We start from the raw sequence: 13,184 nt of genomic DNA, 5'->3' as shown, positions 1-13,184 counted from the left end.
ACCTCAAACCCCCAGCGGGCGGCGCAGGTCGAGGGTCATCGGGAACTCCGGACTACGCTCTTCTGCGGGAATCGCCAGCGGCCCCGGACTATGGCCGATCGCTTCGAAGCGGGCCAGCCTCCTGGCTTCCGCCTCGTAGGAATTCACAGGCGGTGTCTCGTAATTGCGGCCGCCGGGATGGGCGACATGGTAGACGCAGCCGCCGAGCGAGCGGCCCGCCCAGCTGTCGACGATGTCGAAGGTCAGCGGCGCGTGCACCGGTATCGTCGGATGCAGCCCCGAGGCCGGCTGCCAGGCCTTGAAACGCAGCCCGGCGACGCTGACCCCGGCGGCGATCTCGGTCAGCGGCAGCGCCCGGCCATTGCAGGTGATCACATGCCGGCCGGGCGTCAGCCCGCTCGCCTTGACCTGCAGGCGTTCGACCGAGGAATCGACATAGCGCACCGTGCCGCCGATCGCGCCTTCTTCGCCCATCACATGCCAAGGCTCGAGAGCCTGGCGCAGTTCCAGCTCGACGCCGCCCTGGTTGATCCTGCCGAAGAAGGGGAAGCGGAACTCGTGCTGCGCGGCGAACCAGGCCGGATCGAAGCGGTAGCCGGCCCGCTCCAGATCGGCGAGCACATCGCGGAAATCCTGCCAGACCAACTCGGGCAGCATGAAGCGGTCGTGCAGGCTCGTGCCCCAGCGGATGAGCTTGCCGACCTGCGGCTCGCGCCAGAACCAGGCGATCAATGCCCGGATCAGCAATTGCTGCGCCAGCGACATGCGGGCGTCCGGCGGCATCTCGAAGGAGCGGAACTCGATCAGTCCGAGCCGCCCGGTCGGGCCATCCGGAGAATAGAGCTTGTCGATGCAGATCTCGGTGCGGTGGGTGTTGCCGGAGACGTCGACCAAGAGGTTGCGGTAGAGCCGGTCGACCAGCCAGAGCGGGATCGCCGGGGCGTTCGGCCCGGGTGTCTGGGCCACCGCGATCTCGAGCTCGTAGAGCTGGTCGTGCCGGGCCTCGTCGATGCGAGGCGCCTGGCTGGTCGGACCGATGAACAGGCCGGAGAATAGATAGGACAGCGACGGGTGCCGCTGCCAGTAGAGCACGATGCTCTTGAGCAGGTCGGGCCGGCGCAGGAACGGACTGTCGGCCGGCGTCATGCCGCCGAGCACGACATGGTTGCCGCCGCCCGTACCGGTGTGGCGGCCATCGACCATGAACTTCTCGGCGCAGAGCCGGGTTTGCCGAGCCTCCTCATAGACGCCGCGCGTGATCGCCACGGCTTCCGCCCAGTTCTTCGCTGGGTGGATGTTGACCTCGATCACGCCGGGGTCGGGCGTGACCTTGATGACGTTGAGGCGCGAGTCCTGCGGCGGCGAATAGCCCTCGATATGGACCGGTTGGCCGCTCTCTTCCGCTGTCGCCTCGATGCTGGCGATCAGGTCGAGATAATCCTCAAGCCGCTCGACCGGCGGCAGGAAGACGCAGAGCACGCCGTCGCGCACCTCGATGCTGAGCGCCGTGCGTACCGACTCGGCGCCGAGCTCCTGCTCGACGATGTCCTGGCGCGGGGTCTGCGGCTCGCTGCTGCCGGCCGGCCGCGTCGGCTGGATCGAGCCGGCGAAGGAGGGCGGCGGGTCGGCCGCCAGCGGCGCTCCCCGGGCGCCGGCCTGCGCCGGCGGCAGCGGCCCGCGCGGTTCCAGCGGATCTTGCGGGTGGATATGCGGGTAGGCCTTTTCCGGAAGATGCGGCAGCGATCCGAGCGGCAGTCGATAGCCGACCGGGGAATCGCCCGGCACCAGGAAGAGTTTTCCGCGCCGGAGCTTCCACTTCTCCGAGCGCCAGCGCCGGTCGTCCGCCGCCGCCTGCCAGCGCTGCACCGGGATGACATAGCCGCTCGGCTTGCCGAGCCCGCGCTCGAAGACGCGCAGCATGCGGGCGCGCTCCTCCGGATCCGACAGCTTCGGGTCGAGAGGATCGACATTCTCCGGCAGCTGGCCTTCCTTCACCAGCCAGTGCCCGGTGTCCTCATAGGCCGGCAGCACATAGTCGGCGCCGAGGCCAAGCCGCTCGGACAGGCCGGCAGCAAGCGTCTCGACCGCAGCCGAGGTCGGCACGACCTCATGCTCGCGGTCGCCTCCGGTCCTGGCGCCGGGCTCGCGCGCGATCAGCGCGGCATTGCGCCAGATCGGCTCGCCGTCCTCGCGCCAGTAGAGCGCGAAGGCCCAGCGCGGCAGGCTCTCGCCCGGATACCATTTGCCCTGGCCGTAATGCAGCATGCCGCCGGGCGCGAAGCGCTCGCGCAGGCGCCGGATCAGCACGTCGGCGCGCTCGCGCTTGGTCGGGCCGACAGCGGCGGTGTTCCATTCCTCGCCGGTCTGGTCGTCGATCGAGACGAAGGTCGGCTCGCCGCCCATGGTCAGCCGGACATCCTGCACCTGGAGATCGGCCTCGACCTTTTCGCCGAGCGCATCGAGCTCGTGCCAGGAGGCGTCCGAGAAGGGCAGGGTGATGCGCGGCACCTCGTGAACGCGCGCGACGCTCATCTCGAAGGCGAACTGCGTCTCGGCATAGCTGGCGACGCCGCTGACCGGCGCGGCCGAGCGATAATGCGGCGTCGCCGCCAGCGGCAGATGGCCCTCGCCGGTGAGCAGGCCCGAGGTCGGGTCCATCCCGATCCAGCCGGCACCGGGGAGATAGACCTCGGCCCAGGCATGCAGGTCGGTGAAGTCCTTGTCGGTGCCGCGCGGGCCTTCGAGCGGATCGACGTCCGCCTTCATCTGGATCAGGTAGCCGGAGACGAAGCGGGCGGCGAGGCCGAGATGGCGCAGAATCTGGACCAGCAACCAGCTCGTGTCGCGGCAGGAGCCGGACTTGATCGCCAGGGTCTGCTCGGGCTCTTGCACGCCCGGTTCCATGCGGATGCCATAGGCGATCAGGCTCTGGAGCCGGGCATTGAGGTCGACGACGAAGTTGACGGTGTTGGTTTTCTCGCGCGGGACGGTCGCCATGAACTCGCTCAGCAGCGGCCCGGCCGGCTCCGTGACCAGATAGGGCGCGAGCTCGTCGTGCAGTTCCTCGGGATAGGCGAAAGGGAACTGCTCGGCCTCGGCCGCGACGAAGAAGTCGAACGGGTTGATGATCGAGAGCTCGGTGACGAGGTCGACCTCGATGCGGAATTCGGTGACCGGCTCGGGGAAGACGTAGCGCGCCAGCCAGTTGCCGTTCGGGTCCTGCTGCCAGTTCACGAAATGCTGCGCCGGCGTGACCTTGAGCGAATAGCTCTTCACCGCCGAGCGGCAATGCGGCGCCGGTCGCAGGCGGATGATCTGCGGCCCGAGCGTGACCGGCCGGTCATAGCGGTAATGGGTAACGTGATGCAGTGCAGCGATGATGGCCAAGAGCTGGGCCCCTGCTTGCTAAAGTGCGGACCGGGAGCGGCCACGATCCGTCACGATAACTGCAGAAGACGCCGGAGCAAGCAGCTTCGTGCGCAGGAATGCGCCGGCAATTCAGGCCGTTGCGCAAGAAGCGTGCATGCTGCGCGCCATCCGCCGAACTCTGCTTTGGCCCTGCTGGACATCGGGCGCGATCTGGCCACAGAGTGCGCGCCAACGGGCGCCCGGGAGCGCTCGCAGACAGCACAATGGGGATTTTCCATGCGTCATGTTGCGAAATTGATGGCGGCGTCCGCCTTCGCTGCTCTGCTGGCGACGACCGCCCAGGCCCAGACGCCCAAAGACACCATCGTCATGGCCAAGCAGATCGACGACATCATCACGCTCGATCCGGCCGAGGCCTTCGAGTTCTCCGGCGTCGAGGTCGGCGCCAATCTCTATGACAAGCTGATCGGCGTCGATCTCAAGAACAACAACGCACTCGTCGGCGAACTCGCCCAGAGCTGGACCGTCAGCCCCGACAATCTGACCTATACCTTCAAGCTCCGGCCGGGCGTCAAGTTTCACTCCGGCAATCCGCTCACCGCTGCCGACGTGGTCTACTCCTTCCAGCGCGCGGTCACGCTGAACAAGTCGCCGGGCTTCATCCTGACCCAGTTCGGCCTGACCAAGGACACCGTGCTGGAGAAGGTCAAGGCGACCGACGACAACACTGTCACGGTGACCGTCTCCAAGCCCTTCGCGCCGACCTTCTTCCTCAACTGCCTGACCTCGGGCGTCGCCTCGATCGTCGATTCCAAGCTGGTCAAGGCCAATGAGAAGGATGGCGACTGGGGCAATGGCTGGCTCAAGCTCGCCTCGGCCGGCTCGGGCGCCTACAAGGTCCGCACCTACCGGCCGAACGAGCAATATGCGCTCGACGCCAATGAAGGCTGGTACAAGGGCGCGCCGAAAACCAAGCGCGTCATCGTCCGCCACGTTGCGGAGCCGGCCTCGCAGCGCCTGCTGCTGGAAAAGGGCGATATCGACATCGCCCGCAATCTCTCCAAGGACCAGCTCGCCGCGGTCAAGAGCAATGCCAATGTCGAGATCGTCCAGGGCGACAAGGGCTACATTCTCTATCTCGGCCTGAACCAGAAGAACCCGAATCTCGCCAAGCCCGAGGTACGCGAAGCGCTGAAGTGGCTGGTCGATTACGACTCGATCGAGCGCAACATCGTCGAAGGCACCTATAAGGGCCATGAGAGCTTCCTGCCCAAGGGCTTCCTCGGCGCGATCGCCGACCGGCCCTACAAGCTCGACGTCGCCAAGGCCAAGGAACTGCTCGCCAAGGCCGGCCTGCCGAACGGCTTCACGGTCACCATGGACACCCGCTCGGTCAATCCGATCACGGACATCGCCCAGGCGGTCCAGTCGACCTGGGCCCAGGCCGGCATCAAGCTCGAGATCCTTCCGGGCGACGGCAAGCAGACGCTGACCAAGTACCGCGCCCGCACCCACGACATCTATATCGGCCAGTGGGGCCCGGACTATCTCGACCCGCACACCAATGCCGAGACCTTCGCCATCAACGAGGATAATGGCGAGGAGGCCAAGTCGAAGACGCTGGCCTGGCGTAATGCCTGGGATATCCCGGACATGACCAAGGTCACGCAGGCCAACGTCCTGGAGAGTGATGCGACCAAGCGCGCTAACGTCTATGGCGAGCTGCAGCGCGACCACCAGAAGGTCTCGCCCTTCGTCATCATGTTCCAGCAGGTCGAAGTCTCGGCCCAGCGCAAGAACGTCGGCAACTGGGTGATCGGTCCGACCTCCGACACCAATTTCTACGCTCCGATCACCAAGAACTGAGGCATCCGCCAGCAGAACCCGCCGTAGCCCATCACCAGGCTGCGGCGGGTTCTTGCTTTACCGCCCCCCGCACGGGCGGGCGATGCCCTCCAAGAACAAGAAGGACGGAGCCGACGATGGTCGCCATCAGCGCACCGACGCCACCCGCCCCGCCGCGCGCCAAGAGCCGCGCCGCCCGCTGGGCCAAGATCCTAGGCCGCGAGCTGACCACGGTCGCGATCACGATCTTCGGCCTGCTGCTGGTCACCTTCCTGATCGCGCGCGTCATGCCGATCGATCCGGTGCTGGCCGTCGTCGGCGATCGCGCTCCTGCCGACGTCTACGACAAGGCGCGGCTCGCGCTCGGTCTCGACAAGCCGTACTGGCAGCAATTCGCGGTCTATATCGGCAAGGTCTTCACCGGCGATCTCGGTACCTCGGTGCTGACTGCGCAGAAGGTCACCGACGACATCAAGACGGTATTCCCGGCGACGCTGGAACTCGCGACGCTCGGCACCCTGATCGGTGTCGCGCTCGGTGTTCCGCTTGGCATCCTCGCCGCCGTCAACCAGGGCCGCTGGATCGACCAGATCGCCCGGGTGATCGGGCTGATCGGCTACTCGATCCCGGTGTTCTGGCTCGGGCTGATGGGGCTCCTGCTCTTCTATGCCAAGCTCGGCTGGGTCGCCGGCCCCGGGCGGCTCTCGGTCGCCTTCGAGGATTTCGTCACTCCGATGACCGGCATCGTCATGCTCGATGCTGCGATGCAGGGCGAATGGGAGGCGGTCCTGGATGCATTCTGGCATCTGATCCTGCCGGCCTCCGTGCTCGGCCTGCTCTCGGTCGCCTATATCAGCCGCATGACCCGCAGTTTCATGATCACCGAGCTGCAGCAGCAATATGTCGTGGCCGCGCGGGTGAAGGGGCTGTCGGAATGGCGTGTCGTCTGCGGCCATGCGCTGGGCAATGCCCTCGTGCCGCTCGTCACCGTGATCGCGCTTTCCTACATGCACCTGCTTGAGGGCGCGGTGCTGACAGAGACGATCTTCGCCTGGCCCGGCCTCGGCCGCTATCTTACCAACGCGCTGCTCAATGCCGACATGAACGCGGTGCTCGGCGCCACGCTGGTGGTTGGCACCGTCTTCATCGCCATCAACCTGTTCTCCGACATTCTCGGCCGGCTGGCCGACCCGCGGGCGCGCTGAAGGAGATGGCCATGACCGACCACACCGCCCCTCCCGTTACCTGGCATGCCTGGCTGACCACGACCTCGCCGGAATCGCGCCGGCAGGCCAAGCTTGGCCAGCTCTACCGGCAATGGCTCGCCTTCAGGAAGAACCCGGCCGCCGTGGTCGGCCTCGTGATCGTGCTGGCCCTGCTGCTGCTCGCGGCCTTCGCGCCGCTGATCGCCCAATACGATCCGCTCGCCCAGGCACTCGACCAGCGCCTGCTGGCGCCTTCGGCCAAGCACTGGTTCGGCACCGATGCGCTCGGCCGCGACATCTTCAGCCGCATCGTCTACGGCACCCGCGTCACGCTGGTGATCGTCATGCTCGTGGTCATCACGGTCGGGCCGCTCGGCCTGTTGATCGGCTGTGCCGCCGGCTATTTCGGCGGCTGGATCGACACCGTGCTGATGCGCATCACCGACGTCTTCCTCGCCTTCCCGCGGCTGGTGCTGGCGCTCGCCTTCGTCGCGGCGCTGGGCCCCGGACTGGAGAACGCCGTCATCGCCATCGCCTTCACGGCCTGGCCGCCCTATGCCCGCGTCGCCCGCGCCGAGACGATGATCATCCGCAACGCCGATTACATCTCGGCGATGCGCCTGCAGGGCGCGAGCCAGATGCGGATCGTGCTGAAGCATGTCGTGCCGATGTGCGTGCCCTCGCTGATCGTGCGCACCACCTACGACATGGCCGGCATCATCATCATCGCTGCCGGTCTCGGCTTCCTCGGCCTCGGCGCCCAGCCGCCGATTCCGGAATGGGGCGCAATGATCTCGGCCGGGCGCGAGCAGATTTTCGACCAGTGGTGGGTCGCGACCTTCCCGGGCCTTGCCATCTGCGTCGTCGCGCTCGGCTTCAACCTGCTCGGCGATGGCCTGCGCGACGTGCTGGATGCGAGGTGAGCGCCGAGATGAATGCAACGTCTGAAGCGCCCCTGCTCACGCTCGACGATCTTCGCGTCGACTTCCACACCCCGACCGGCATCGTCAATACGGTGCGCGGGCTCTCCTTCACGCTCGGCCGCGAACGGCTCGGCATCGTCGGGGAATCCGGCTCCGGCAAGTCGATGACCGGCCGCGCCATCCTCGATCTGATCCCGCATCCCGGCGTGGTCAACGCCAAGCGCATGGAGTTCCGCGGCAAGGATCTGACGACGATGGACAAGGCGAGCCGCCGCAAATTGCGCGGCCGCCACATCTCGATGGTGATGCAGGATCCGAAATTCTCGCTGAACCCGGTTCAGGCCGTCGGCGACCAGATCGCCGAGGCCTATCGCGTCCACCACAAGGCGAGCGCGCGCGAGGCGAAGGAGCGCAGCCTTTCCATGCTCGAAGCGGTGCAGATCCGCGAGCCGGGGCGAGTCTACGATCTCTATCCGCACGAGGTCTCGGGCGGCATGGGGCAGCGCGTGATGATCGCGATGATGCTGATCGCCGAGCCGGAGATCCTGATCGCCGACGAGCCGACCTCGGCGCTCGACGTCACCGTGCAATTGCAGGTGCTGAAGATCCTCGACGACCTCGTCACCAGCCGCGGCATGGGGCTGATCTTCATCAGCCACGATCTGCATCTGGTGAGGTCATTCTGTGACCGCGTCATCGTCATGTATGGCGGCAAGGCGCTGGAGACGCTGCCGGCTGGCGAACTCGACCGGGCGCAGCATCCCTATACCCGCGGCCTGCTCGGCTGCCTGCCCGATCTCGACCATCCGCGCGAGAAGCTCGCGACCCTCACCCGCGACCCGGCATGGCTGGCATGAGCACGAACTCCGCCATCTCCGTCGACAAGCTCAACGTCTCCTTCGGCGACTCGCATGTCGTGAAGGATCTCTCCTTCGCGGTCGCGCCGGGCGAGAGCTACGGCATCGTCGGTGAGTCCGGCTCGGGCAAATCGACCGTGCTGCGCGTGCTCGCCGGCCTCAACCGCGACTGGAGCGGCGAGGTCGACATCCTCGGCAAGCGCCAGCCCAAGCTCCGCGACAAGGCCTTCTACCGCGCCGCCCAGATGGTCTTCCAGGACCCTTTCGGGTCGCTGCACCCGAAGAAGACCGTCGACGACACGCTGGCCGAGCCGCTCGCCATCCACGGCATCAGCGACGCCGAGGCGAAGATCAGCCGCGCCATGCAGGATGTCGGCCTGCCGACTTCCTTCCGCTTCCGCTACCCGCACCAGCTCTCCGGCGGCCAGCGCCAGCGCGTCGCGATTGCCCGTGCTCTCGTGCTGGAGCCGACCATCCTGCTGCTCGACGAGCCGACCTCGGCGCTCGACGTCTCGATCCAGGCCGAGGTGCTGAACCTGCTCCAGGCGCTGCGCCATGAGCGCAAGCTCACCTATATCCTGGTCAGCCACGACCTCGCCGTGGTCGGCCATATGTGCGAGCGGCTGCTGGTCATGCAGTTCGGCCGCGGCGTCGAGGAAATGACCGCCGCAACGCTCGCCGCGCGCGCCCCGCAGACGGCCTATGCCCAGCAATTGCTGACTGCGAGCGAGGGCTTCCGGCGGGCGGGGTAGCGGGTCAGCACGTCATGCTCGGGCTTGGCCCGAGCATCCCAGGCCGGAGGGGGCTCCTTTGGGTGCCTGCTCGTCATGAGATCCTCGGGTCTGCGCTTCGCGCCGCCCGAGAATGATGGCGCGTGCGCCATTTCTTCACCTAAACCGTTTGGCAAGCTGCCGGCTTGGTCGCATTGTCGTCGCAGGATTCGGTTCGACTGGCGCGCGCTTTCCGATCGACCCGGAACGGATCGATCGACGAGATTTCGCGCCGACCTCACGTCGGCCCGGTCAGGAGCATGCCGCCATGGACGCGATCGCTGAACGCCTGCTGAAGCCGGAGGCTGCGCCGGAGCGCACGCCGGTCCCACCCTTCGATCTGGTGATCTTCGGTGCCGGCGGCGACCTCGCTTTGCGAAAGCTCTTTCCGGCACTGGCCCAGCGCAATGAGGAGGGCGTGCTGCCGCAGGAGAGCCGCATCATCGGCATCGTCCGCAAGCAGGAGGATGTCGAGGGCATCCCCAACGAGATCGCCGCCAAGCTCGCCGCCGCCGGCCTGTCGCAGGAGCGCATTGCCGCCTTCCGTCGCCGCCTCACCATGGTGCTGCTCGACGCCGTGAGGCCCGAGACTTACGGAGCCTTGAAAAAGGCGCTCGGCGACTCCCAGCGGGTGCGCTCCTTCTATCTCTCGACGCCGCCCGACTTGTTCATCCCGATTTGCGAGAACCTGGCGAATGCAGGCATCCTGACGCCGACCTGCCGCGTTATCCTGGAGAAGCCGCTCGGCCGCGACTTGGCCTCGGCCCGCGAGATCAACGACGCCGTCGCCCGCATCCTGCCGGAGAGCCGCACCTACCGGATCGACCATTATCTTGGCAAGGAGACGGTTCAGAACCTGCTCGTCCTGCGCTTCGCCAACACGCTGTTCGAGCGCTCCTGGTCGAGCCGCGACATCGACAATGTCCAGATCACGGTGGCGGAAACGGTCGGGCTCGAATCCCGCGCCGGTTATTACGACAAGGCCGGGCATCTGCGCGACATGGTCCAGAACCATGTGCTGCAACTGCTCTGCCTGTTCGCGATCGAGCCGCCGAACCAGCTCGAGGCCGACGCCGTCCGCGACGAGAAGGTCAGGGTGCTGAAGGCGCTCCGGCCGATCGTCGGGCCCGACGTGCAACGTCACACCGTGCGCGGCCAGTACGGGCCGGGCGTCATCGACGGCCAGCGCGTCAAGGGCTATTCCGAGGAACTCGGCCATGGCAGCGGCACCGAGACCTTCGTCGCGATCCGCTGCGAGCTCGATACCTGGCGCTGGGCTGGCGTGCCGATCTATCTGCGCACCGGCAAGCGCATGGCGCAGCGCTATTCCGAGATCGCCGTCACCTTCAAGCCGGTGCCGCATTCGATCTTCGGCCGCGCTCCCGGTTGCGAGGAACTCTACGCCAACCGCCTGGTCATCAGGCTTCAGCCCAATGATGGCGTGCAGTTGCAGCTGATGATGAAGGTGCCGGGCTCCGGCAAGCTCAAGGTCGTGCCGCGCCAGCTCGACCTGCGTTACGAGACCGCATTCGACGTGCGCACGCCCGATGCCTATGAGCGGCTGCTGACCGATGTGATCCGCGGCGACCAGACCCTGTTCATGCGCCGCGACGAGGTCGAGCAGGCCTGGAGCTGGATCGACCCGATCCTCGCCGGCTGGCAGGAATACTATCCCCAGCCGCATCGCTACGCTGCCGGTTCCTGGGGGCCGTCGCAGGCGATCGGGTTGATCGAGCGCGAGAGCCGCTCCTGGGCCGATCCGGAGTTCACGGAATGAGTGCGGCCGGCCCGCTGGTCCGCCACCGTTTCGAGACGCTGGCCGACGCCTCCGAGGCCCTGGCCGAGGCCGTCGCGGTCAGGCTGCGTGCGCTCGTCACGGCGCAGGGCAGGGCGCTCGTCGCCGTGCCGGGCGGTACCACGCCGGCGCGCTTTCTCGCGGCGCTCGGCGCGCATGACCTGCCCTGGGAGAGCATCACGCTGATGCCGACCGATGAGCGCTTCGTCGCGCCGGGCGATCCGGCTTCCAACGAGCGCATGATCCGCGCGGCATTCGCCCCCCTGCGCGAGGGGCGGAGCCCGTTCGTCTCCTTCCACAATGCCGGCGACGACCTTGCCATGGCCGCCGCCAGCCTCGACCGCGTGCTGAAGGGCCTGCCGGCACTCGATATCGTCGTCAGCGGCATGGGCGCGGACGGGCACGTCGCCTCGCTCTTTCCCGGCGATACGGCGGCACTGACCGCGCCGGCCTCTGTGCATGCTGTCGCTGCAAGCCCGCCCGATTTGCCGCCACGGCTCTCGCTCTCGCCGGCCCGGCTGCAGAGCGCCGGCCATGTCGCCCTGTTGATATCAGGGCAGGAGAAGGACCGGGTGCTGGCCTCGGCGGTCGAATTGCCGGCGGCCTTCCCGGTCGGCCTGCTGCTCGCCCGCCCGCAGGGGCTCGACGTCTACTGGGCCAAGGCGTAAGCGGAAGGCGCGAAAGGAAGTTCTGCCGATGTCGATTGCCCCCGAAATCGCCCGCCTCAAGGCCTGCGGCGTTGTCCCCGTCGTCGTCATCGACGAGGTCGAGATCGCCGTGCCGCTGGCGGAAGCCCTGCTCGCCGGCGGCATCGACGTGATCGAGATCACGCTGCGCCGCCCCGCCGCGATGGCGGCGCTGGAAATGGTCGCGAAGAAGGTATCCGGCATCCTGCCCGTCGCCGGCACGGTGGTGACGCCGGCTCAGGCCGCCGAGGTCCACAATGCCGGCGCCCTTGCCGTCGTCAGCCCGGGCTTCACCGAGGCTGTCGACGAGGCGATGAAGAAGACCGGCCTGCCTTGGCTGCCGGGCGTCGCCACGGCCTCCGAATGCATGCGCGCCGTCTCGGCTGGCCGCTTCACCTGCAAGTTCTTTCCGGCCGAGCAGGCCGGTGGCGTCGCCGGTCTCAAGGCGCTCTCCGGTCCGTTCCCGCAGATGCAGTTCTGCCCGACCGGCGGCGTGTCGCTCGCCAATCTCGGCAGCTACCTCGCTTTGCCGCAAGTGATCTGCGTCGGCGGCTCCTGGCTCGTCCCGGCCGATGCGGTGAAGAACCGCGATTGGGCACAGGTGACAAAGCTGTCGAAGGAAGCGCGCGCGAGAGTGGCCGAGCTGCGCGGCTAGTCCTCGCTCCGAACCCCGCTCCAGGCCAGTTCCTGGGCATAGGTTCGGATGTCGGCCGGCCAGCCCGCCGCCTGCCGGAAGAAGCCGATCTCGTCATTGGCGAAGAGCGCGCGCGTTGCCTCCTCGAAACCGGACAGATTGCCGGCGAGCGCGCTCATGAAGCGATAGGCCGTCTCGCGGGCGATACGGCCTTGCGTCTCGCCGCGATCGCCGCGCCGGGCTTCGTCGATCAGGCGCCGCAGCGCCTGCGATGCGCCGCCCGGCTGCGCCGACAGCCACTCCCAGTGCCGCGGCAGCAAGGTTACCTCGCGCGCCACCACGCCGAGCTTCGGCCGCCCTCGCCCGCGGGGCTCATCGCTCAGCCTGGCCACAATCTCCGCAGGCGTGCCGCGCAGGTCGAGATCGATTACCCGGCCGGTCGCGTCGTCGAAGGTCAGCAACGCCGTTTCGGGGCGTTCGTTCAGGCGCTGCCGCACGGCGAGGGCGATCTCGGCCAGTGGGCCGCGGGCCAGGATGGTGTTGCCGTCGAAGGCGGTCGAAAGGCGGTCAGCGTCGGACATGGTCGGTTCCCAGTGGAGCAATAAAATACCCGGATGAAAATACTTGAGTCAATATCGCCCGGGTGATATTCACCGCAGCCTCATGAAAGGAGGACGCGATGCGTCACGAGAACCGGAAAGTCGCCGTCGCGGCCTACAAGGAGCGCAAGGTCATCGCCGGCATCTATCTGGTGCGCTGCCTCGCGACAGGCGAGCGCTGGGCCGGGCAGGCGCCGGATCTTTCGACGATCCAGAATCGCGTCTGGTTCACGCTGCGCCATGGCAGCCATCGCGGGCGAAAGCTGCAGGCGGCCTGGAGCGCGCATGGTGAAGGCGCCTTCGCCTTCGAGGAGATCGAGCGGCTCGACGAGAAGGCGCTGGAGGCCGGCCGCGAGCGCGTCATGAAGGCGCGGCTGGCGCATTGGTGCGTGGAGTTGGGGGCGGAGGGATTGTAAGGGCGCGGGGAACCCTCTCCTGGAAGGAGAGGGCAGGGTGAGGTGTAGGCCGCTTGACCAGTGGCGTGAGCGCTCACCGCGCGGT

At 67.2% G+C, this 13,184-nt stretch carries 11 protein-coding genes; 9 read left to right on the top strand and 2 right to left on the bottom strand.

What is annotated here, in order from left to right; translation table 11 throughout:
- Positions 1-3: 3 nt before the first annotated feature.
- Positions 4-3,387, bottom strand: coding sequence for a DUF2126 domain-containing protein (locus tag ASE66_RS02345; RefSeq protein WP_057187958.1), 3,384 nt, complete (start codon positions 3,385-3,387; stop codon positions 4-6).
- Positions 3,388-3,645: 258 nt separating this feature from the next.
- On the opposite strand from ASE66_RS02345, the gene ASE66_RS02340 reads away from it, so the two are divergent.
- The 8 genes from ASE66_RS02340 (at position 3,646) to eda (ending at position 12,105) form a co-directional block, all read left to right on the top strand.
- Positions 3,646-5,235: an ABC transporter substrate-binding protein gene (locus ASE66_RS02340; protein ID WP_057187957.1), complete on the top strand. Its 1,590-nt coding sequence runs from the start codon at positions 3,646-3,648 to the stop codon at positions 5,233-5,235.
- 116 nt (positions 5,236-5,351) lie between these two features.
- Positions 5,352-6,419: an ABC transporter permease gene (locus tag ASE66_RS02335; protein WP_057187956.1), complete on the top strand. Its 1,068-nt coding sequence runs from the start codon at positions 5,352-5,354 to the stop codon at positions 6,417-6,419.
- Positions 6,420-6,430: 11 nt separating this feature from the next.
- Positions 6,431-7,342 carry a nickel transporter permease gene (gene nikC, locus ASE66_RS02330; protein WP_244494774.1) on the top strand — a complete coding sequence of 304 codons (912 nt, stop codon included), beginning with the start codon at positions 6,431-6,433 and terminating at the stop codon, positions 7,340-7,342.
- Between the two features lie 8 nt (positions 7,343-7,350).
- Entirely contained in the window at positions 7,351-8,199 is an 849-nt protein-coding gene (locus ASE66_RS02325) for an ABC transporter ATP-binding protein (RefSeq protein WP_057188646.1), read from the top strand.
- Positions 8,196-8,951 (top strand): ABC transporter ATP-binding protein, encoded by a 756-nt coding sequence (locus ASE66_RS02320; RefSeq protein WP_057188645.1) that lies wholly within the window; start codon positions 8,196-8,198, stop codon positions 8,949-8,951. The genes ASE66_RS02325 and ASE66_RS02320 overlap by 4 nt, the downstream gene beginning before the upstream one ends.
- Positions 8,952-9,237: 286 nt before the next feature.
- Positions 9,238-10,746: a glucose-6-phosphate dehydrogenase gene (gene zwf, locus ASE66_RS02315; RefSeq protein ID WP_057187954.1), complete on the top strand. Its 1,509-nt coding sequence runs from the start codon at positions 9,238-9,240 to the stop codon at positions 10,744-10,746.
- Positions 10,743-11,432: a 6-phosphogluconolactonase gene (gene pgl, locus ASE66_RS02310; RefSeq protein WP_057187953.1), complete on the top strand. Its 690-nt coding sequence runs from the start codon at positions 10,743-10,745 to the stop codon at positions 11,430-11,432. The genes zwf and pgl overlap by 4 nt, the downstream gene beginning before the upstream one ends.
- 28 nt (positions 11,433-11,460) lie before the next feature.
- Positions 11,461-12,105 (top strand): bifunctional 4-hydroxy-2-oxoglutarate aldolase/2-dehydro-3-deoxy-phosphogluconate aldolase, encoded by a 645-nt coding sequence (gene eda, locus ASE66_RS02305; protein ID WP_057187952.1) that lies wholly within the window; start codon positions 11,461-11,463, stop codon positions 12,103-12,105.
- On the opposite strand, the gene ASE66_RS02300 is transcribed toward eda, so the two are convergent.
- Positions 12,102-12,665, bottom strand: a complete 564-nt coding sequence (locus tag ASE66_RS02300) for a DUF2239 family protein (protein WP_057187951.1) — start codon at positions 12,663-12,665, stop codon at positions 12,102-12,104. The genes eda and ASE66_RS02300 overlap by 4 nt on opposite strands.
- Before the next feature lie 98 nt (positions 12,666-12,763).
- Between ASE66_RS02300 and ASE66_RS02295 the strand changes: the two genes are divergently transcribed.
- On the top strand, positions 12,764-13,099 hold the full coding sequence (locus ASE66_RS02295; protein ID WP_057187950.1) for a GIY-YIG nuclease family protein: 336 nt from the start codon (positions 12,764-12,766) through the stop codon (positions 13,097-13,099).
- Positions 13,100-13,184: the final 85 nt, after the last annotated feature.

Origin of the sequence: Allobosea sp. Root483D1, from assembly GCF_001429505.1 — a bacterium.
Taxonomy (GTDB): Bacteria; Pseudomonadota; Alphaproteobacteria; order Rhizobiales; family Beijerinckiaceae; genus Allobosea.
Note: the sequence above shows the minus strand (reverse complement) of the source record. Positions and strands in the feature narration are given on the sequence as shown.

Bases quoted from the DNA above. Each gene is read 5' to 3' on its own strand.
- ASE66_RS02335 (WP_057187956.1), top strand. From the start codon at position 5,352: ATGGTCGCCATCAGCGCACCGACGCCACCCGCCCCGCCGCGCGCCAAG.
- zwf (WP_057187954.1), top strand. From the start codon at position 9,238: ATGGACGCGATCGCTGAACGCCTGCTGAAGCCGGAGGCTGCGCCGGAG.
- ASE66_RS02320 (WP_057188645.1), top strand. From the start codon at position 8,196: ATGAGCACGAACTCCGCCATCTCCGTCGACAAGCTCAACGTCTCCTTC.
- pgl (WP_057187953.1), top strand. From the start codon at position 10,743: ATGAGTGCGGCCGGCCCGCTGGTCCGCCACCGTTTCGAGACGCTGGCC.
- ASE66_RS02295 (WP_057187950.1), top strand. From the start codon at position 12,764: ATGCGTCACGAGAACCGGAAAGTCGCCGTCGCGGCCTACAAGGAGCGC.
- ASE66_RS02340 (WP_057187957.1), top strand. From the start codon at position 3,646: ATGCGTCATGTTGCGAAATTGATGGCGGCGTCCGCCTTCGCTGCTCTG.
- ASE66_RS02325 (WP_057188646.1), top strand. From the start codon at position 7,351: ATGAATGCAACGTCTGAAGCGCCCCTGCTCACGCTCGACGATCTTCGC.
- ASE66_RS02300 (WP_057187951.1), bottom strand. From the start codon at position 12,665: ATGTCCGACGCTGACCGCCTTTCGACCGCCTTCGACGGCAACACCATC.
- eda (WP_057187952.1), top strand. From the start codon at position 11,461: ATGTCGATTGCCCCCGAAATCGCCCGCCTCAAGGCCTGCGGCGTTGTC.
- nikC (WP_244494774.1), top strand. From the start codon at position 6,431: ATGACCGACCACACCGCCCCTCCCGTTACCTGGCATGCCTGGCTGACC.